Below are 21964 nucleotides of genomic sequence, written 5' to 3' on the forward strand. Positions count from 1 at the left end.
ACTAGGTCCACCCACACTCATGTAACAGCCCAACCCCAAAATTTGGACCAATGCCAACAAAAAAGCCCAAGAGCCATGCTCTTAGACCTGAGATTTAAATGGTGCGGTAGAGAGGATTTGAACCTCCACGGGGTCTCCCCCACTAGCTCCTGAGGCTAGCGCGTCTGCCGTTCCGCCACTACCGCATACTGTATTCAGTTCGTTGCCGTCATAAGCAACATAGATATAATACCACAAACGGCATGTCATGTCAACACTATTTTTAATTTTTTTCTGCAAAAATTTAAATTAAATCCGAAGACAGCATTTGAATGTAAGAGGCATTCCTTTGAACCATACCATTTAGCGCCAGCAGCAGACTTTATTCGCCGAATAAATGCTTTATACTTAAGCAAACCTAACAAAGCTGACTTCTGCATATTGCAGCTACATTCTTACAATATCGTAAAATCACAAAACAAGAAAAGACTCATGCGTTAACACAAGTCCTCATTAATTCAATGTTGGTGCGGTCGGTGGGATTTGAACCCACACGGGATTTCTCCCACCACCCCCTCAAAGTGGCGTGTCTGCCGTTCCACCACGACCGCGTCTTTGGGATAAAGTTCATAAATAAAAATGGTGCGGTAGAGAGGATTTGAACCTCCACGGGGTCTCCCCCACTAGCTCCTGAGGCTAGCGCGTCTGCCGTTCCGCCACTACCGCATGCTTTATTCACTTCGTTGCTGTCATAAGCAACATAGATATAATAGCATACTCTGACGCGTTCGTCAAGTAACCTTGCGAAAAAATTTATAAAATCTTCTTTTGCTATTATTTGATCTTATCCTTATAAAGCAGATAATATTTATCCCTATCCTGCATAACCTTAGCTACATATTCACGGGTATCAGGGTAAGGAATAGATTTTATATCATTGAAATTATAGTCCCAGCCGTTTTCCTGCATCCATTCATGCGTCTGTCCGCGCCCCGCATTGTAGGCCACCATCAGCAGTACCAGGTTATGCTGAAATTCGTGCTCCAGCTCGCCTACATACCAGCAGCCCATGCGGATATTTTTTCTAGTCTGGTACAAATCACTGTCCTGATAATTCTCCAGGCCCATCTGCTCGGCAATCCAACGACCTGTTTCCGGCATAATCTGCATCAGGCCTACTGCTCCGACTTTGGAAACAGCATCATGCTTGAAGTTGCTTTCATTTTTGATAATGGCAGCAACCAGAAAAGGATCTACATTATTTTTCTTACTGTAGGTCACAATATCCTGCTGATAATCCCACATATAAACGAAGCGCATCTGTACAGTATCGCTGCTCCAGATTTTCCAGCCGCCGAAGCCTATGACAAGCAACACGCCAAGAAGCAGCAGCCAGCTGTACAACCTTCCGTGTGTCTTAGTCCGTTTGCTGCGGACTTTGCGCTTACTCTTCACCGACGCCACCCAAAAGCAGCTCCAGCTGCGAACGCACAGCCTGCATGGTTTCCGCCTGACTGCCACTGTTGTCCAATACTACATCGGCATATTTTTTCTTTTCTGCCAAGGACATCTGCGCTTCAATGCGCGCATTCACCTCATCTGCTGTCATACCGCTGCGCAGCATTGCTCTTTCAACCTGCTGCTGACGGCTGACGGATACCAGCCATACGCTGTCCACATTCTTATGCCAGCCGCATTCAATCAGCAGAGGCACATCCAGCACCGCTGCCTTATGTCCCTGTTTGCTGCTTGCAGCCAAAAAGCTTTCTGCCTGCTGCCAGACTATTTTATGGATAATCGCCTCCACTGCCTTCAGCGCTTCTTTGTCATGAAAAATGCGCTCGGCAACCTTGGCTCTGTCAAGTGTTCCTTCCTCGCTCAGATATTCCTTGCCCAATACGGCAATCACCTGCGCCAGTCCTTCGCTGCCTGCAGCTACTGCCAGACGTGCTTCGGCATCCGCATCAAAAACAGGCAGGCCTAAGCTGCGCAGCTCTGCCGAAACTGTACTTTTACCGGAAGCAATGCCTCCCGTCAAACCTATTGTTATCATTATTCTCCACTCCTACTTTTGGCAATGCTCACAATAAACCGTGCCTCTGCCGCCTACCTTGGTTGTCTGCAGCAGCGTACCGCATTTTTTACATGGCTTGCCGCCTCGGCCGTATACCAGCAGATGATTCTGGTTATCGCCCTTATTTCCTTCGCCGTCCTTATAATCACGGAAGGTTGTACCGCGATTTTTGATGCCCTGCGCGATTACCGCATTGACTGCCTCACACAAGCTGCCTACCTCAGCAGCACTCAGGCTGCAGGCTTTGCGCATAGGCAGAATTCCGGACAGAGCCAGACATTCATCGGCATAGATATTGCCAAGGCCGGCAATAATCTGCTGGTCCAGAATAAAGCTTTTGATAGCCTTCTTGCTTTTTTGCGCCAACGGCAGCAGATACTCGGCAGTAAAGCCCTCGCTCAGCGGCTCCGGTCCCAGCGTTTCAAAGCCTTCAATATATGTATCATTATCAGTTACCAGATACAGCGTACCGAAAGTACGGATATCCGTAAACCACATCGTCACGTCATCAGAAAGCGTGAACTTGATTTTAGCATAAGCCGGTGCAGGTGCGTCTGACGGCTGCGCCAACAGCGCGCCTGTCATGCGCAGATGCACTATCAGCTGCTGCTTCGGTGCTGTATGCAGCACAAGATATTTACCGCGTCGGCCCACGCTGCTGATAGTTTTGCCCACCAGTCCTTTGATAAAGGCATCAGGCTGAGGATATTTTATCAATCGCTCCAAATATATTTCTACTGCTAAAATTTTCTTTCCTTCTATATGAGGCGCAAGTGTTTTGCGCACCTGCTCCACCTCAGGCATTTCCGGCACAGGTCTTCCCCTCTTTCCATAAAGTATCCGTTATTTTGTTTCCGCCCAGTCACGACCGCAATTAACGTCGGCCAGCAGCGGAATATCCAGTGACGCAGCACCTTCCATGGCTGTTCGCACCAGCTGCGCTGCCTGCTCCTTCTCATCCTCAGTAACTTCCAGCACCAGCTCATCGTGTACCTGCAGCAGGATTCTGCTCTTGCACTGCGCCTTATCCAGCTCGCGCTGCACGGCAATCATAGCCTTCTTCATAATATCTGCGGCAGTTCCCTGAATCGGGGTGTTGATAGCGGTACGCTCCGCAAAGCTGCGCAGATTAAAATTACTGCTGCGGATTTCCGGCAGATAACGTCTGCGTCCCATCAGCGTGCTGACATAGCCTTGCTCACGTGCCTTGGCTACAATATCTTCCATATATTTTTTTACACCGGTATAGCGTTCAAAGTAGCTGTCAATATAGCCTGCTGCCTCCTTGCGGCCGACATCAAGCTGTTTGGCCAGACCAAAATCGCTGATACCGTAAACAATGCCGAAGTTAACAGCCTTCGCACGGCTGCGCATTTGGGGCGTTACTTCTTCAAGCGGCACATCGAAAACCTCGGCAGCTGTACGCGCATGGATATCCTGACCATGACGGAAGGCCTCCAAAAGCAGCTCATCCTGCGCAATGCAGGCCAGAATACGCAGCTCAACCTGCGAATAATCACAGCTCATCAGCAGATCATAGCCTGCTCCCGGAACAAAAATACGGCGAATCTGTCTCCCCTCCTCCGTGCGTGCAGGAATGTTCTGCAGGTTAGGATCAGTGCTGGACAAGCGTCCTGTTACCGTCACCGTCTGCTGGAAGTGCGTATGAATGCGTCCCGTTTTAGGATTAATCAACGGCTGCAGGCCTTCCAGATAGGTAGATTGCAGCTTCGCCAGCTTGCGATGCTCCAGAATGGTAGCAATCAGCGGATGCTTGCCCTCCAGTGCTTCCAATACCTTGGCATCGGTAGAATAGCCTGTTTTCGTCTTTTTGATTACCGGCAGCTGCAAGCGTTCAAATAAAATCACGCCCAGCTGCTTGGGAGATTTCAGGTTAAATTCTTCGCCCGCCTGCTCCTGTGCCAATGCCTCCAGCTTGGCAATACGGTGCCCCATATCTTCGTTCAGCTGCAGCAAAAGCTCCTTGTCCGGAGTAATACCGGCAAACTCCATCTGCGCCAGCACCGGTGCCAACGGCAGCTCAAATTCTTCGTACAGCTTGAGCTGCTGCTGCTCAGCCAACAGTCCGCGCAGCTTAGATGCGAGCTGCTGCAGATTTTCGCAAGGCGTTGCCAGTACTCCCGGCAGATTGCGGCGGCTCAAATCCTCCAGGCTGTAAGAGCTGTGGCCGGGGTCGGCAACATAGCCTGCCAGGGCAACATCATCAACTATTCCCTGTACCTTCACCTTGCGGCACAGGCAGCATTTATAAAGCTCCTTGCTGTCTATCGTTATCTTTTTGCTGTCCGCGTCTGCCAGCCAAGCGTCGAATTTATCCCAACAGCCGCTTTGCGCTCCCAGCACATAAATTTTATCATCAGCCAAAATTTCGGCACTGCTGAAATACAGCTCAGGCAGCTGTCCTGCTACCTGAGCATGCACAGCAACAGGCTGCTTTGCTTTAGCCAATGCACCAAAAAGCTCCTCTGCCAGCTGCGGCGTATTTACAGCAATCTGCGGCAGGCCTTCCTGCTCAACAGCTTCTCCGAAAAGGTCAAAGCTGTCCTGCGCACCGCCAAGTACCGCGGCAAAGCGCTCGTACATATTGCGGAACTCCAAATCCTGCAGCAGGGTGCGTGCCTCCTCCTTCATCGGCTGCAGCTCGTAGTTCTGCACAGCGGTATCAACCGGTGCTTGCGTGCAGATTGTTGCCAGCTGCTTCGACAGCAGTGCAGATTCCTTATTGTCCGTCAGCTTCGTCTTTAACGATTTGCCGGAAACCTTCTCGATATTCTCCAGCACCGTTTCAACATTACCGTATTCCTTAATCAGCTTCATAGCTGTTTTAGGACCTACGCCGGGCACGCCGGGAATATTATCCGAGGTATCACCCATCAGGCCTTTCAACTCGATAAGCTGCTTAGGCTGCAGGCCCTCATAATTGGCAGCAAATTCCGCCTCATCAAAAACTTGAATATCGCTGATGCCGCGCTTGGTGTAAAAAACCTTGGTACGCTTATCAATAAGCTGCAGCTCATCACGGTCACCGGTAACAATGATAACCTCAACCTCCGGCGGTGCCTGCACAGCAAAGGTACCGATAATATCATCGGCCTCATAATCATCCAGCTCCAACGTGCGGATTCCCATGCATTCCAAAACCTTCATCGCCAAAGGAAACTGCTCGCTCAGCTCGCTCGGAGTAGGCTTACGCTGCGCCTTATACTCCGCATACAGCTTGCTGCGGAAGGTTTTGCGCGATTTATCAAAGGCAACCGCCATATAACGCGGCTTCACCTCATCCAAAAGCTTCAGCAGCATGTTGCACAGTCCGTACACTGCTCCCGTATGGATACCATGACGCGTAGTCAGCGGCGGCAAAGCAAAAAACGCTCTATGTATTAAGCTGCTGCCATCTATTACTAAAAATTTATCTGCCATAACTGCTCCTCCTCTATGCCGCTCACATAGAATAAACATTAATGTAATTATTATATCATAGCGAGGCAAGAAAATATGTAACTAAAATGTAAGAAAGGGCAAACTTCGGCTTATGCTGCCGCATTGATATCCATGCAATACAAAAGCGCAGAACTGTCCGCATGCCGTGTTCTGCGCTGAGCTACTGCTTAAAAATATATTTTTTCTGCCGGATAATAGTCATGCAGTATTTTCCTTAAAAGCGAAAAATCATCCGACTTAAACATCACCAGAGAATACTTGGTTTTAATATAATCTATAAAATCCTGTAAATTGTCACATTTAATATAATGCTCTTGGGAATCATCCCTGATATATTTGCCGATTACATCATTTATAAGCTTAATCGTTTCCGGAGCAACGTCTGCCTCCGGCACGAGATATGATTGCGAAATAATATTATTGAAGCTGTAGGCCATAGGTTTATGCCAACGGCTTTGCGACAGCATAAACAGACGGGCAAAGGCGATAAGATTACGCAAGCTTTGGTTGGCACGATGTACATTGCCTTCCTGTTTACCTTCCTGTTCAAATGCAGTCAGCTTCGGCGGAACTGCCATATCCCAGCATTGGAGCAGCTTGAGTCCTCTTTTTTCCGGAAAAACCGGATAATAGACAACTCTTTTTTCCAAATCGCACACTTTGAGCATAATAATATCATCCTTCAAAAAGCGATCGCTGCCATCAGCATTATAAACAAAACTCCATGGCGGCAGTTCCTCATAAGATTCTACCTGAACGCGATGTTTATTATTCATTCCTATAGCTGCTGACAAATTCTCGCAAAACTCTTTTTGAAAAGCAATGATTTCCTTAGTGCTTGCTTCTCTGCACTTATACATTGCATCATCCCTTCCTTAATCAAATTAATTGTTTACCTGACTTCTCCCATGCCCTTCAAGGCTGTTCTCCTTTCCCAGATTATAGAAACACTATATTTTTGCTTACCCGTCTATCATAATTAAAAAATTCTCTATATTTAGATTCTTTTCTTTATTCGTAAAATTCATCGCTATTTTTTACGGCTATTTGATGAGCTTCACGAATCACAAATAGCCGTAGTAAAGATTCCGTTCCCAGAGCTGTTTTATTAACTAGTTTTTATATGCATAATTATACTATACCGCATTATTTTTGTCTAGTATTTTTTAAAAATTAATCCGAGTTTTATTTTACCTCTAATTATCTTTTATATCAGTACTAGATTTATTCTTATTAAAACTGTTTATCGATTCTTTGCTTCTTTATCGGAGCGCTCATTTATTCCGGCACAAAGCAAAGTCAAACCACCCAAGGTCCAAAACAATAATCCCATCTGAGTATTAAAATAAACATGGTCCGTCAACCCGCCAATAATAATGCCTACTGTTGCCAGCACATAACCGCGTCCCATAGCCTTCAGCCACAAGCTGCGTCCATGATATGCCAGCTTCCAGCCTGCAGGCAGAAAAATGCCGAACCAGATAACAAGAAAGGCCAGCAAACCATGCGCTCCAAGCTCCGCCCAGATATTCAAGAAGATATTGTGACAGTGGTACATGATAACGTTCTTGTCCGCCAAATAGAAATTATACGTCGGATATACAAAACGATAGCCATACCAGCCTACACCAAACGGGAATTCCTCAATAATCCACTTGGTGCTCTTCAAATAAGCCATGCGCAAAGCAATAGAGGTGTCACCACCATAGCCACCGCGAATAGATTCCAGACGCTGCAGCACTGCCTGCCCGCCAAGCGCCAGAGCCGCCGCACCGCCGCCAAGGACAGGAATAAAAGCCTTACGGCAGAACAGCACGCAGAACGCCAGCAGCATCACAGCGCAGGCTACCCAGTTACCGCGTGAATATGTATAAAGCAGGCAGACTGCTGCCAAAAGTCCCGTAACAAGAAACGCCAGACGCCATTTTTTATACGCCTTCGTCTGATTGAAAAAGGCTGTACTGTAAGCAACAACCAGCACAAGATAGCCTGCCAGGATATTGGGGTTAACCAGCGTAGAGAAAACGCGCACCTTCAAATCAGGGAACTGCGCCGGGTCCACCCAGATGCCCTCAGCCGTAACGCCGAAAATCTTCTGCGCAATACCGATTGCACTCACCAGCAGCGATACGCCTAAAAAGGCACCGATAAGCTGCAGCGGGCGCGGCAGTATGCCGAAGCGCTGCCACTCAAGCGCAAATTTTTGCTTAGCGTCAGCATTTTTCCAAGCCTCACTTTGCGTCAGCGGCTCAGCCTCACAGGCAGTCAGACTTGCCCTGTCCTGCTCACTGCTGCGGCCGTAACGCAGCAGCACAAAAAACAGCGCCGCATACTGGCCTACAACATACACCAAATTCCAGAAGGACAAAAATCTGTCCAAGGAAAAATATACCGAAACAACCGCAATCAGCAAAAGAAGATAAAACGCTCCCTGCTGCCACGGCTTCAGCACATTCTCCTGCTGCGGGCGCCCCTTAACATGCGACACAATCACTGCACCGATAAAGGTCATCGCCACACAGAAGGAGGTGAACTCCTGCTCCAGAGGAATAACCGCCACAGTAAACAGCAGCATATACCATATTTTATTTTCGAGATAATTTGCCAGTTTTGTCATGATACACCCTAACAAAAAATTCTATTTTCTAAACGAGCAATTAATATATCGCAGCGCAACATTTAATTGCGACGCAGATACGCCCCCTTCCGCCTCGCTTCGCTCGGCACCTTCCCCGAGGGGCAGGCAAGAAGGTTAGCAAACAGCCTTAGCGAGCAATTAATATATCGTGTAAGGAATAGCAATTTTAGCAAATGAGTGTCCGGAACCATAGAAGCAAGGGTACGTAACTTTCTCTTACCGTCTGACAAATTTTACCGAAGCTTCGTCCTGGTTCCACACGAAATTTGCGTTGTGCCCTAAGGCACGGGAAAATTGCTTCTGACTGAAACGATATTTAATTGCGATGCAGATACTCGTTACCGAAGTCAATAAACCTCAATATCGCCTTCAGTTCATCCCACGCTTATATGCCAGCAGCATCTTCTTAAACTCGCCCACCAGATACAGGCTGCCGCAAACGCACACAACACCGTCAGTGCCTGCTCCGCTGATAGCAGCATCATACGCCGTAGCAAGATCAGCCTCCGCCACAGCATTGCTACCCACCAGCTTCGCCAAATCCGCAGCCTCCGCAGCACGCGCACCCTCATCGGCACGCACGGTGTAAACAACATCATCCTGCTTAATCAGTGTTTTGATAACACCGCTCATATCCTTGTCACCCATCATGCCAAAGACAAACTGCACCTGCTTGCCGGGATAGTATTTATCCAAAGCATTACGCAGAGCCTTGGCACCGTCAGGATTGTGCGCACCGTCCAGAATAATATCCGGATTCTTATGAATACGCTCCAAACGTCCCGGCCAAACGGTATTCGCTACACCCACATGCAGCGCCAGCTCGTTAATGCGGTCATCCTGCTTGCTCACCAGCTTGGCAGCAACAATCGCTACGCTGGTATTCTTAATCTGATGCTCGCCCGGCAGCTTGATTTCGTAATCGGAATGATAAAAATCACCTGCATGCAGCGTAAAGGTCTGGCCCTCCATCGAGCTTTTTACCTCCGTGCCGTGAAAAGCCTTGCCGTAAAGATAAACAGGCGCTTCCTTAAACATAGCCAGGCTTACAATAGGACCAAGAGCTTCATTGCCTTCGGCAGCGGTAACCAGAGGCACCTTCTCCTTGATAATGCCTGCCTTCTGCATAGCAATGCGCTCCAAAGTTTTGCCGCAGCGGTCTGTATGGTCCAGCGCAACATTGGTAATAACGCTAACTACAGGCGTAATCACGTTGGTGGAATCCCACAGGCCGCCCATGCCTACCTCAATAACAGCATAATCCACCTTCTGCAGATAAAAATATAAAAATGCTGCCGCCGTCAGAATCTCAAACTGCGTCGGCTGCTCGCACACGCCCTTTTTGACAACGCTATCGGCAGCAACCTTTACCGCAGTAATCGCCGTAGCAAAATCCTCGTCGCTGATATCCTTGCCGTTGAGGTTGATGCGTTCGTTGTACTTCACCAGATGTGGGGAAGTGAACTTGCCCACCTTCAGGTTTGCTGCCAGCAGAATATTCGTAATCATGCTGGTAACAGAGCCTTTACCGTTAGTACCGGTTACATGCACTGTTTTAATCTTTTGCTCCGGGTTTCCCAACTCCCGCAAAAGTCCTTCAATACGCTCCATACCGAGCTTAATGCCAAATTTGCCCAGGCTGTCTAAATATGCCAGGCTTTCTGTATAATTCATTGTGCTTACGCCTCCATCAATAATTAACTAACAGTTTATTATAACATAGTTTCGCGCGCCGCGTCTTGCGAAAAAGCACAAAAATAGCCACTGCGTCACAAGAACGAGCGACTATTTTGTTAAGCGAAATACTTACATATTATATATAATAGCTTTCAGCTGCCAAAGCAGTCCTACTGCTGCAAGGGATCCTCGCCATATTGGTTCGGTCCTTCTGTTCCTTTGAAAAATAAAAGATAAAGGCAGAAGAAAAGATTAACCAGCGGCACAATCAAAAGCAGCATCCACCAGCCACATTTATCCAAATCATGCAAGCGGCGCACGCCCATCATAATATTAGCTGCCAACTGGAAGATTCCTAGCACAAAGGCAATAATCGAAAAGAGAAGATCAAGAGCGCCGAAAGTATCGGCTGCAAAGGTCAAAATCCCCTGCACCACACAAAGCACCACTGACAGGAAAAAGCTTCTGTAAATATATGACTTGCGGTTCAAGCGTCCTTCAGACGTAAAGAACAGTTCCTTGAAAACCGCTTCCTTATCCGCACTGCTGTCCTTAAACAGCAGATTCAGGCCCTCGCCAAGATTCAAAAACTTCTTACCTGCTCCCGGCGGTGTATTATAAGCGGCAGAACCGTTATCATCCTTGCTGCCAAAACGTTCCTCCGCAAACTTTTGCTGATTATCGGCAGTAAAATTATTATAGGAATTTTCCTGACTATCGGTATTATGATTTACCTGCGCAGCATCAGCCTTAGCTCCCGACTCAAAATTATCGTGGCTGTCGCCAATGCTTTTTTTATAGCTTGTATCGGCACCGGAAGCAGAACCGGCTGCACCAACAGCTCCGGCAGCCGCGGCAATTCCGCCTGCTCCCTCCTGCGGCTTTTGCTCCTGCTCCAGCTTTTGTCCGCAATTCTCGCAAAATTTGGCACCTGGTTTAATTTCACTTCCGCAATTAGTACAGAATTTAGCCATTTTCATCGCCCCCTTTTTCTTTTATTGTAACCCAAGAAGCACTGCAATTCAAGAGAGTAAAAAGCTTACAGTGCCAAACCTTCACAGCTTGTTCGTTGTACACTTTCCTTTATATATGTTAAAATATTTTTATGGTGCTTCCATAACGGTAGGCGGTTGCCCTCTGACGTGATAAATTCAGTTTCACTGAAAATCCCGCAAGAGGGAGGTGTTACTGATGGATATACTCGAAGTTATTGCTTTGCTGAGCTTATGCATTGCTTGCATTAAATTAGGTATGGAAATCAACAAGAACGCAAAAAAATAACCGCCCAGCCTCGCAAACTGACGGTTATTTTTCATAACTAAAAGTTTTTAAGGGCAACCGTCTATCGGAAGCACCTTTTCTATATTTATAATAGCACAGATACAAGCTTTTGGCAAGTTTAGGCAGGCCTACCTGCCAAAGCTGCGCAAATACTCCTTCAACAAAAAGGTGCAGAAATAAGGAAACGTATAGACATTATTATTGTAGCCTATATTACCACCTACAACCTTAATCCCGAATCTTATATCAGGATACTTATCGCTATTAATCAAGGTATTCAAGGAGCGGGCCATGTTATTAGTCGCTTTAACCTCAACCGGCACAAGATTGTCAGCAGTACGCATAAAGAAGTCTTCTTCCAGCGTAGAATCATCCTTTTTATAATAATACAAACCACAGCCGGCTTTTTTCAACGCCTCTGCTGCAATATTTTCGTACAACGCCCCCTTATAGACACCTAAATTTTTATAGGCACGCAAATCCTCCTGCGCCTCATCGTCAAGCATGGCCACCAACAGACCGGTATCAGCCATATACAGCTTATATTTCGTCTCATCATAATTGCCCTTAAGCGGCAGCTCAGGAAAAGACAGACAGTAGCAAGCATTAATAATCCCTGCATCACACAGCCATTCTATGCAACCGCGATAATCCTTAAAGCGTGCCCCCCTAGCTACCTTCGTTATCTGAAACTTTTTATTATCCTTCGCCAGCTGTACAGGTATATGCTTGAATACATTCAGAATACGTGTCTGGTCCATGCCATCTGCATACTTACGTATATCCTCTTCATAATCCGCCAACAGCTGCCTTTGTGTTTCCAGAGAACCTGCAAAGGTTCCCTTCTCTATGTATTCGCGCACCACAGCAGGCATGCCGCCTAAAATGCAGTACTCGGTAAATAATTGCATGAACACCTGCATTTCAACCTCACTGAAAGGCTTAAGCGTGCGCATATGCTCTAAGAAACTGTCGCGCACCGATTTTTGATGTCCCTTGGCCCACAAAAATTCCTCAAAATCCAGGGAATACATTTCGTAATCTGTTTTATAGCCTACACTGTTGCTTTCAATCCTTTTGTAATTGATACCAAGCATGGAACCACTGCAGATAACATCAAAACGTCCATCAAGCTTAAAAAATTTTAACGCTGTAGCAATTTCAGGAAAATCCTGTAATTCATCAAAGAAGATTATTGTTTTCTGCGGCTCGAATATTTTACTTGTATCCAGCAAGGAAATATTTTTTATAATCGCATCTGTATTATAACCATCAGCAGTAATCATCTTGTACTTGGGTTCTTCAACAAAATTTATGTAAATAACATGCTCGTAATTTGCTTCAGCAAAACGTCTGACAGATTCAGTTTTGCCTACCTGGCGAGGACCTTTAACAATCAGCGGCTTATGCTCTTTTTCCTGCTTCCACTGCATCAGATAGGTATCTATTTTTCTCTCCAGATAAGTCATGCCTTCACCCTCCTTTTGTGCTCTTTTTCTATTATACAACGTATGCAATACTCCTTCAACAAAAAAATGAGTCTATTTTTAGGGGTTCATTACAATTTCATGAGGATATTTTTGGGTATTGACAACAATTTCATGAGCCTATTTTGAAGTGTCGACTACAATTTCATGAGAATATTTTAAAATTCGCCAGCTCAATACCGTACACATGCAAAAAACCGTACAGCCCCAAAGCCGCATATGGCAAGGGATTGTACGGTTTGTACGCTTTTGTACGGTTTTTAGGGAGTGCTGTCTGCAGGGCAAAAAGCGTACACCACTAAACCTTCACAGCTTGTTCGTTTTACGCTCTCCATTCTTGTGGTAGAATATTCTTATGGTGCTTCCATAACGGTAGGCGGTTAACCCTCTGACGTGATAAATTCAGTTTCACTGAAAATCCCACAAGAGGGAGGTGTTGCTGATGGATATACTCGAAGTTATTGCTTTGCTGAGCTTATGCATAGCCTGCATTAAACTAGGTATGGAAATCAACAAAAACGCAAAAAAATAACCGCCCTGTCCTGAGAAAACAAGCGGTTACTTTTTGTAGATAAAACTTTTCAATGGTTAACCGTCTATCGTCGGCACCTTTTCTACACTTATAATAACACAGATAAGCGCTTTTGACAAGCTAACCTAGCTTATTTCACAAATTCCGCACGGCTTTCGCCGTGCTTTTTTATTGTTCGCTTACCGCTTTTTACCAAAGTCTTTAATTTCTCTCCGGATGATAACCGGGCAATGCCGATGTTTTCAGCCCTAAACCATACTTGCGCAGCGGTTCAATGTTGCTTGCCACAGCACGCTTATAGGTTTCATTTCTCGCACTGTCATTGGCCATATCCAGCCAGCCCGCGTCAACATTATGGCCATAACGCTCCAGAGCAGTTATGCGGTGCTGAATTTCATCACCCAGCTCCTCATAACGGCACATATCAGGCTCTACCCAGCCAATGCCAGTCTCCTTGGCATGAGTACGCCATTTATCCATATTTTCATATTCCGCTATGAGGCGCGCGTTCGTCATCACATAAATGTTGGTACGGTTATCAAACCAACCCGGGCGCTCCTCAAACGCATCAGGAGGCAGCGGGTCCAGCTCGCCATAAAAAGCAGTCGGCACGGAACCATCAACCTTAGTTCTGGTAATTTTAACGCCCTGCTTTGCCGCAGCTGCATCTGCACGCTCTTCTTTAGTCATGCCTTGTTCGCTCTTCTTTTTAGCAGCACTGCTATCCGTCTTCTTACTACCGGAATGCATTGCACTGTCCACAGCCTTATTGGCAATCTTGTTGGCAATATTACCCAAGTTAAAACCAGCCTCTGCCTGCAGCGTAAAGCTCAGCAGCATTGCTACACTCGCACCTAAAGCTAATACCTTTTTCATGTTCACGCCTCCCTATATTTATTAACTTTATTATAACACACCCTTTCTGCAAAAAAAGAGAGCTACCGCAAATTTTACGGTAGCTCTCCTAAACTGTCTAAAATGTAACAAAAATCACTTCAGTCAGTCTTATAGAGTCTTCAGGTATTCCAGGCGCTCGTTAATCGCAGCCTTTTTACCATTCAGCTCTTCAGCCTTAGCCTTCTCTTTTTCGATAACAGCCTCGGGTGCTTTAGCCAGGAAGCCGGCGTTGCCCAGCTTGCCTTCAACACGGCTCAGCTCCTTGTCGATAGCAGCCAGCTCCTTGTTTAGGCGGGCATTTTCCTTCTCGACATCAATCAGGCCTGCCAGCGGCAGATAAACCTCAATGCCTGCTACAACTGCAGCCATAGCATTTTCCGGTTTAGCAGCATTGTCAGCCAGCACAGTCAGCTCGCTGATAGCGCCCATCAGATGGATGTAGTCAGCGTTAGCCTCAATGCCGTCCTTCAGGTCGGCAGCAGCCAGCATGGTTGCCGGAACCTTCTTTCCGGGCGGTACGTTAACCTCTGCACGCATGTTACGGATAGCCTTGATGCTTTCCATAATAGCGCCCATCAGACGTTCAGCCTCGTCGTCCATCAGAGCCTCGTCAGCCTCAGGCCACTTGGAAATCATAATGCTTTCTGCTTCATGCGGCAGGCATTGGTAAATTTCCTCGGTGATGAACGGCATGTACGGATGCAGCAGCTGCATAGCGCTGGTCAGTACGGTTGCCAGAACATGCTGTGCGGTTGCACGCTCTTCAGCGTTTTCTTTATTATACAGACGCGGTTTAGCCAGCTCGATATACCAGTCGCAGACCTCGCCCCAGATGAAGTCGTAAATCATGCGGCCAGCTTCGCCCAGCTCGAACTTCTCCAGCATTTCGGTAACGCTCTTAGCGGTGTACTGCAGACGGGACAGAATCCATTTATCAGCCAAGGTATACGGAGCCAGCTTAGCGTTGGCATCGTAACCTTCCATGTTCATCAGAGCGAAACGGGAAGCGTTCCAGATTTTGTTGGCAAAGTTACGGGTTGCCTCAACGCGCTCCCAGTAGAAGCGCATATCGTTGCCCGGGGTGTTGCCGGTAATCAGCATGAAGCGCAATGTATCGGCGCCGTATTGATCAATAACCTCCAGCGGGTCGATGCCGTTGCCCAAGGATTTGGACATCTTACGGCCTTGGCTGTCGCGAACCAGACCATGGATGAATACCTTGTCGAACGGAATCTCATGCATGAATTCCATACCCATAATCAGCATACGTGCAACCCAGAAGAAGATGATATCGTAACCGGTTACGAGCACGCTTGTCGGATAGAATTGCTTCAGCAGCGGAGTTTTATCCGGCCAGCCCATGGTAGAGAACGGCCACAGAGCGGAGCTGAACCAGGTGTCCAGTGCGTCCTCGTCCTGATGGATATGTGCGCTGCCGCATTTCGGGCAGACAGTCAAATCGGTGCGGCTGGCGCTCATTTCGCCGCAGTCATCGCAGTACCATACAGGAATGCGGTGGCCCCACCAGATCTGACGGGAAATACACCAGTCGCGGATGTTATCCATCCAGCCGGTATAGGTTTTGGTGAAGCGTTCCGGTACGAACTGAGTACGGCCGTCTTCAACGCAGTCCACAGCAGCCTTAACCAAAGGCTCCATCTTAACGAACCATTGGGTGGAAACCTGGGATTCAACAGCATGGCCGCAGCGTTGGCAGTGGCCTACAGCATGGGAATGCTCTTCAACCTTAACCAGATAGCCGTCAGCCTTCAGGTCGGCAACGATAGCCTTACGGCATTCCTCACGGGTCATGCCTTCGTATTTGCCTGCTTCCTTAGTCATAATGCCATCCATGCCGATAACAACGATGCTCGGCAGGTTGTGGCGGATACCCATCTCATAGTCGTTAGGATCATGGGACGGAGTAATTTTTACAGCGCCGGTACCAAATTTGGTATCAACATAGCTGTCGGCGATAATAGGAATAATTCTGTCGGTAGTTGGCAAACGCAGGGTTTTGCCAACCAGGTCGCCATAACGCGGGTCCTCCGGATTAACTGCTACTGCAGTATCGCCGGGCAGAGTTTCCGGACGGGTGGTTGCAATCATCAGGCTGCGGCCTTCTTCTTCAACTACGGGGTAGTTGATGTACCAGAGATGGCCCGGGTCATCCTTATGCTCAACCTCGATATCGCTCAGTGCGGTGTTGCAGTTTACGCACCAGTTGGTGATACGGGTGCCTTTGTAAATCAGGCCCTTTTCAAACAGAGTGCAGAAAACCTCGCGAACAGCCTTGGAGCAGCCTTCATCCATAGTAAAGCGCTTACGCTCCCAGTCGCAGGAAACGCCCAGATGCTTCAGCTGGTTGATAATGCGGTCGCCATATTGCTCCTTCCATTTCCAAACGCGTTTCAGGAACTCTTCGCGGCCCAGGTCATAACGAGTCTTGCCTTCCTCTTTTTTGATAACCTCTTCAACCTTAATCTGGGTTGCCAGACCTGCATGGTCATAGCCGGGCATCCACAGAGTGTTGTGGCCCATCATGCGGTGCCAGCGGATCAGGATATCCTGCAGGGTATTATCCAGTGCATGGCCCATATGCAGCTGACCGGTGATATTCGGTGGGGGGATAACAATACTGAAGGCTTCCTTGCCCTCTTCTACTTCGGCATGAAAATAACGATGCTCTTCCCAGAATTTATACCATTTCTTCTCTACGGAAGCAGGATCATAAACCTTAGGGATATTATGCTCTTCACACATAAAAAAATTCCTCCTTAAAATAAACAAGCCCTGTCCTTTACGGACAGGGCGAATAATCGTGGTACCACCTATCTTCCTTATGCTTTTTGCACAAGGCACTCAATGCACGTAACGTGTGCGCACGTTTTTGCCTACTGCAATGTTCAGCAAAACAGCTCCCGAGCTACACTCACCTCACCGCCACACAGCTTGCACCAACCGCTGCTTCTCTTTAGTGGCTTTACGGAGATAAGCCTCTCGTTCCTTGCCTGTAGATATTTTGTTATACTCTATATCTTAGCAAGGAAGAGGTGGGATTGTCAAGATGATTTTAGTAAAACAGCTCAATCAAATCTTTTTTTCACAACATATGTAGTTTTGCCATCAGGAATATCCGGATTCTGTTCGAAAATAGAGCATCTTACAGACTTTAATTTATCGGTAGCGGCATCTATCGTCATATTGATGCTGTAAACCTCCTGCTGATAAACTTCCTTACCTTTGGAATTTTTAAACTTGATCTTATTGTTATGATTTGGACCAAGAGCAGACATATTGATATAGTGAATTTTTTCTTCCGGATTCTTTATCAGGGAGTTATTGGTGAATTTTCCCTTGGAATCCGGATGGAATTTAAGCGTCGAAGCAAAATCATCAATGTACTTAACTATTTCCGGTGTCATCTTCGGTGTTTTGGTCACATCCTTAATGTAATCTGGATATCTGTAATATTTTCCGTCCTGAGGTTTTACTACAATATTCTCCACCTTCTTCTCCGGCTCAGGCGCAGGCTTTTTGTCCTTGGCATCATCGCCGCAGCCCGCCGACAAAAACAGCGCTGCAATCAAGCCTGCCGTTGCCAGATACTTAAAATGCTTTTTCATAATCTACGCCCCCTTTTTTACATCTGCTTAAGCTTTTTGCTTTTCTCTACGCTTATTATATGCCAGGGAGCGAAAAAGCGCCCCACCCCAAAAGCAGTTTTAGGGTAGGACGCTTAAAATTTTTCGTTTTTTTAGCTAAAAAAGTTATTTTTCAGTGGAACTTGCTTCTTCAGGCAAAAGCTCAGGCAGTTTTGCCCTTCAGCTTGAGCACTGCTGCCAGCAGCAGGCTTACTACAAAGCAGGCGCTGAAAAAGTACAGGGTAAAGCTGTAGCTGTGTGTGCGCTCGTAAATTACGGATAAAAGCAGCGGTCCGGCAATACCTGCCAGACCCCACGCTGTTAAAATACGTCCGTGGATTGCGCTCAGCTGCTTCGTGCCAAACAAATCGCTCAGATATGCCGGCATGCAGGAGAAGCCGCCGCCGTAGCAGGTGATGATAATGAAAACCAGCAGTTGGAACATAAAGCTTTCATTTACGCCACCCAAAAGGTAGAAGGCCACAATCTCAATCACGAAAAATGCCAGATAGGTATTCGCACGGCCAATATAGTCGGAAATAGTGGACCACACAATACGGCCGCCGCCGTTCAGCAGGCCGATGATACCAACCATAGACGCCGCCGCAATCGGAGACATACCGATAACCTCCTGTGCCATGGGCGAAGCTACAGCCAAAAGACCGATACCGCAGGTGATGTTCGTAAAGAAAATCCACCACAAAGCATAGAACTGCCAGGTGTGCATAGCCTCCTTCACAGTGTACTGCACATGCTCAGGCATATTTGCCTTAAACTGTCCCTTGCCTGCTGCAGTTTCCTGCTTAGGCGGCTCCAGATAAAGCGCGGAAGCAGTCATAACTACTGCATAAATGCAGGCCAGAATCACAAAGTTTTCAATCAGGCCGTATTTAGCAATCAAAATCTGCATCAAAGGACCTGCAACGAGACTAGCAAAGCCAAAACCCATAATCGCCAGGCCGGTTGCGAGACCGCGATTATTGGGGAACCACTTCACCAGTGTAGACACCGGCGTAATATAGCCTGTTCCCAGACCGATACCGCCGATAACGCCGTAAAAAAGATATAACAGCATCAGGCTGTGCTGCGTCAGTGCATAGGCTGTACCCAGCAAGCCGCTTACGAAAAAGCACATGGATATCAGACCGCTGCGGCGCGGACCGTATTTTTCAACATACGTTCCCAAAAAGCCTGCGGAAGTACCCAGGAACAAAATCGCCAGTGAAAAGGTCCAGGTAACCTCCTTCAGCGAAAACCCCATAGCCTGCATAATAGGCTTAGTCAGTACACTCCATGCGTATACGCTGCCAATGCTGATGTGAATGCCGATGGCTGCCAGCACGATCAGCCATCTGTTTTTTGTCTGTTGCATTATGAATACCTCTCTTTACAAGTATTACCTAGTCACCCGGGTTTTCCTTTTGCTCCTTATAAAGAAAAAACGTCTGGGCGATTTTGCCCAGACGGTCGGCGCATACATTCATCTGCCTCCACGTGGTCAATTCCACTCATCCGTCAGGAAGCAGACTGCATTAGGTTATGACTCTATTATACACAAAATTACGCAATTGTCAACATATAGTGTTTTGTTAATATTTTAATACTATATAGTGTAGAGAATTTTCCCTTCCGCCTCACTTCGCTCGGCACCTTCCCCTATGGGGCACAACCCTCAGTCATCGCCTACGGCGATGCCAGCTCCCTTGCAGGGAGCATATAGAAAGTTAGAGTTTCAATATATCATTATATCTTCCCTGAAAGGGAAGGTGGCTGCGAGCTTTGCGAGCAGACGGAAGGGTTGCGATATTTAATTGCGACACATACGCCCCCCTTCCGCCTCACTTCGTTCGGCACCTTCCCTTATGGGGCAGGCAAGAAGGCTGAGCTAAAGCTCACACAAGCACAAAAAGAGCCGCGCGAACGCGCGGCCCTTTAATACTCATCAAGCTAAATTTATTTCTTACGAAGATTTACAGTTGTCGTATGCTTGCAATGCGGGCAGCAACCCTTACCGCCACCGGCATCACAACCAATGCAGCCACCGGTTTTATGTGCCTTGATGACCTGCTTGGATGCCAAATACACACAACCAACAATAATCAGACCAATAATCCAGGTTGCCATACGAAACACCTCTTTTATTTTGCATCAACGCTCATAACAGTCTCTTTATCATACTTTTTAGCGGGACGGAAGAGCAGATACAGGAACGCAATCAGGAAAACAACAGCTACAGCAGTACCGAAGCTGAATGCTTCACCGCCGACAAATACTCTGCCGAACTGGTAAACCATCAGGCACATGCTATAAGCATACAGGTTTTGGAAGAGGATAGTTGCCCAGGTCCACTTCTTGCTGTTCATCTCCTGGCTCATAGTGGAAATCGCTGCCAGGCAGGGAGAATCCAGCAGGTTGAACACCAGGAAGGAGAACGCTGCAACAGCACTCGGGAAGAACGCCATAACAGCAGTCCACAAATCAGGCTCATCCTCAGCTGCATCAGCCAGACCGGAAAGAATAGCCATCGTGCTGACGATAGATTCCTTAGCCACAAAGCCGGAGAAAGCAGCAGCCACAGCCTGCCAGCTGTCAAAGCCCAGAGGAGCGAAGATAGGAGCAAGACCGTTACCGATGTAGGCAACAAAGCTCTTTTCAGTATCAACCATAACAACAGAGCCTTCATCAATACCAAAGCTTGCCAGGAACCACATAACAACGCAGCACAGGAAGATAATAGTACCGGCTTTTTTCAGGAAGCCTGCAACACGCTCCCAGGTATGCAGCAGCACGTTCTTAGCAGCAGGCAGATGGTACGGCGGCAGCTCCATAACAAACGGAGCAGGATCGCCGGCAAACAGCTCAGTCTTTTTCAGAATGATGCAAGCAGTAATTACAGCGAAGAAGCCGACAAAGTACATAATCGGTGCCATGTACCAGTCACCGCCCATAATTGCGCCGGAAAGCAAAGCAATAACAGGCAGCTTAGCACCACAGGGGATAAAGGTAGTCGTCATGATAGTCAGACGACGGTCGGTTTCATTTTCAATAGTACGGGAAGCCATAATACCCGGTACACCGCAGCCTGCAGAAATCAGCAGAGGAATGAAGCTCTTGCCGCTCATGCCGAACTGACGGAAGAAACGGTCCATAATAAAGGCTACACGTGCCATATAACCGCAGTCCTCCAAAAAGCTCAGCAACAGGAAGACAATCGCCATCTGCGGAGCAAAACCAATCGGTGCACCAATGCCGCCGATAATACCGTCAACAACAAGAGATACCAGCCAATCCTCACATTCGGCAGCCTCCATGTGCTCCTGCACCCAAGGCTGAATCCATTCGCCGAACAGTGTATCATTGGTGAAATCGGTTACAACAGTACCTACGGTTTCTACAGCAATGTAGTAAACCAGGAACATGATAATTGCGAAAATCGGCAGAGCCAGGAAGCGGTTCGTTACAATGCTGTCGATTTTATCGGAAATAGTCAGACCGGTATGGCCTTTGACAACTGCATTGCTCATCAGCTCGCCAATGTAGTTATAACGCTCGTTGGTAATAATGCTTTCGGCATCATCATCCAGCGCTTCCTCGCAGGCTGCAACGATTTCTTCAATCTTAGCCTGCTCGCCTTCACTCAGGCCCAAAGCATCAGCAATCTTCTTATCACGCTCAAACAGCTTTACCAGCAGCCAGCGCTCGCTCATACCGTGCACCTTGTTGCCGGCTTCGCGGGCAATCGCAGTCAGAGCAGCCTCTACCTCGCTGCTAAAGCGCATATATTTTGGTGCAGCACCGCCGACAGCTTTAATTGCTTTTTCGGCAGCCTCACCGGTACCTTCACCCTGCAGTGCGGAGGTTTCCACAATCTCGCAGCCAAGCTCGGCAGCCAGCTTAGCAGTATTAATCTTATCGCCGTTCTTGCGCACAATATCAATCATATTCAACGCAATCGTTACCGGATAACCCATCTCCATAACCTGAGTAGTCAGGTACAGGTTACGTTCAATGTTGGAGCCATCAACCAGATTCAGTACACCGTCAACATCATTTTGCAGCAGATAGTTACGGGAAACAACCTCCTCCAAAGTGTACGGAGACAAGGAATAAATACCGGGCAGGTCGGTAATAATTACATCATCGTGACCTTTAAGGCTGCCTTCTTTTTTCTCTACAGTTACGCCAGGCCAGTTACCAACATATTGGTTAGAACCGGTCAAATCATTAAACATTGTTGTTTTGCCGCAGTTAGGGTTACCAATCAGGGCAATCTTGATCTGTTTCATCTTTTCC

Annotated in this window: 15 protein-coding genes, 3 tRNA genes, 1 riboswitch and 1 other annotated feature; all 18 genes read right to left on the bottom strand. The window is 47.4% G+C overall.

Annotated features, from left to right (window positions below):
- Window positions 1–99: 99 nt before the first annotated feature.
- The 18 genes from Q7Q81_RS00005 to feoB all read right to left on the bottom strand — a co-directional run bounded on the left by Q7Q81_RS00005 (window position 100) and on the right by feoB (window position 21957).
- Window positions 100–185, bottom strand: a tRNA-Leu gene (locus Q7Q81_RS00005).
- Window positions 186–504: 319 nt separating this feature from the next.
- Window positions 505–590, bottom strand: a tRNA-Leu gene (locus Q7Q81_RS00010).
- Window positions 591–619: 29 nt separating this feature from the next.
- Window positions 620–705 (bottom strand) — tRNA-Leu (locus Q7Q81_RS00015).
- A gap of 108 nt (window positions 706–813) precedes the next feature.
- Window positions 814–1434 (bottom strand): lytic transglycosylase domain-containing protein, encoded by a 621-nt coding sequence (locus Q7Q81_RS00020; RefSeq protein WP_304272674.1) that lies wholly within the window; start codon window positions 1432–1434, stop codon window positions 814–816.
- Window positions 1424–2032: a dephospho-CoA kinase gene (gene coaE / locus Q7Q81_RS00025; RefSeq protein ID WP_304272677.1), complete on the bottom strand. Its 609-nt coding sequence runs from the start codon at window positions 2030–2032 to the stop codon at window positions 1424–1426. The genes Q7Q81_RS00020 and coaE overlap by 11 nt, the downstream gene beginning before the upstream one ends.
- Window positions 2033–2044: 12 nt before the next feature.
- On the bottom strand, window positions 2045–2857 hold the full coding sequence (gene mutM / locus Q7Q81_RS00030) for a bifunctional DNA-formamidopyrimidine glycosylase/DNA-(apurinic or apyrimidinic site) lyase (protein ID WP_304273118.1): 813 nt from the start codon (window positions 2855–2857) through the stop codon (window positions 2045–2047).
- Between the two features lie 39 nt (window positions 2858–2896).
- Window positions 2897–5494, bottom strand: coding sequence for a DNA polymerase I (gene polA, locus Q7Q81_RS00035; RefSeq protein ID WP_304272679.1), 2598 nt, complete (start codon window positions 5492–5494; stop codon window positions 2897–2899).
- Between the two features lie 188 nt (window positions 5495–5682).
- Entirely contained in the window at window positions 5683–6291 is a 609-nt protein-coding gene (locus Q7Q81_RS00040; protein WP_304272682.1) for a hypothetical protein, read from the bottom strand.
- Between the two features lie 467 nt (window positions 6292–6758).
- Window positions 6759–8132 (bottom strand): O-antigen ligase family protein, encoded by a 1374-nt coding sequence (locus Q7Q81_RS00045; protein ID WP_304272685.1) that lies wholly within the window; start codon window positions 8130–8132, stop codon window positions 6759–6761.
- 390 nt (window positions 8133–8522) lie between these two features.
- Entirely contained in the window at window positions 8523–9827 is a 1305-nt protein-coding gene (locus tag Q7Q81_RS00050) for a bifunctional folylpolyglutamate synthase/dihydrofolate synthase (RefSeq protein WP_304272690.1), read from the bottom strand.
- Between the two features lie 173 nt (window positions 9828–10000).
- Window positions 10001–10804, bottom strand: coding sequence for a DUF805 domain-containing protein (locus Q7Q81_RS00055; protein ID WP_304272693.1), 804 nt, complete (start codon window positions 10802–10804; stop codon window positions 10001–10003).
- A 435-nt stretch (window positions 10805–11239) separates the two neighbouring features.
- Window positions 11240–12580: an ATP-binding protein gene (locus Q7Q81_RS00060; RefSeq protein WP_304272696.1), complete on the bottom strand. Its 1341-nt coding sequence runs from the start codon at window positions 12578–12580 to the stop codon at window positions 11240–11242.
- Between the two features lie 751 nt (window positions 12581–13331).
- Complete coding sequence (locus tag Q7Q81_RS00065; RefSeq protein WP_304272698.1) at window positions 13332–14006, bottom strand: hypothetical protein; 675 nt, start codon at window positions 14004–14006, stop codon at window positions 13332–13334.
- A 129-nt stretch (window positions 14007–14135) separates the two neighbouring features.
- On the bottom strand, window positions 14136–16790 hold the full coding sequence (locus Q7Q81_RS00070) for a valine--tRNA ligase (protein WP_304272701.1): 2655 nt from the start codon (window positions 16788–16790) through the stop codon (window positions 14136–14138).
- Window positions 16791–16831: 41 nt separating this feature from the next.
- Window positions 16832–17044, bottom strand: a binding site (T-box leader).
- 69 nt (window positions 17045–17113) lie between these two features.
- Window positions 17114–17653: a hypothetical protein gene (locus Q7Q81_RS00075; protein WP_304272704.1), complete on the bottom strand. Its 540-nt coding sequence runs from the start codon at window positions 17651–17653 to the stop codon at window positions 17114–17116.
- A 181-nt stretch (window positions 17654–17834) separates the two neighbouring features.
- Window positions 17835–19043 carry an L-lactate MFS transporter gene (locus Q7Q81_RS00080; protein WP_304272707.1) on the bottom strand — a complete coding sequence of 403 codons (1209 nt, stop codon included), beginning with the start codon at window positions 19041–19043 and terminating at the stop codon, window positions 17835–17837.
- 78 nt (window positions 19044–19121) lie between these two features.
- Window positions 19122–19204, bottom strand: a riboswitch (ZMP/ZTP riboswitch).
- Window positions 19205–19624: 420 nt separating this feature from the next.
- A complete protein-coding gene (locus Q7Q81_RS00085) occupies window positions 19625–19795 on the bottom strand; it encodes a hypothetical protein (RefSeq protein WP_293724065.1) in 171 nt (56 codons plus the stop codon).
- A gap of 14 nt (window positions 19796–19809) precedes the next feature.
- Window positions 19810–21957 carry a ferrous iron transport protein B gene (gene feoB, locus Q7Q81_RS00090; protein ID WP_304272710.1) on the bottom strand — a complete coding sequence of 716 codons (2148 nt, stop codon included), beginning with the start codon at window positions 21955–21957 and terminating at the stop codon, window positions 19810–19812.
- Window positions 21958–21964: the final 7 nt, after the last annotated feature.

Origin of the sequence: Phascolarctobacterium succinatutens (genome assembly GCF_958453765.1) — a bacterium.
Lineage (GTDB): Bacteria > Bacillota > Negativicutes > Acidaminococcales > Acidaminococcaceae > Phascolarctobacterium_A > Phascolarctobacterium_A succinatutens_B.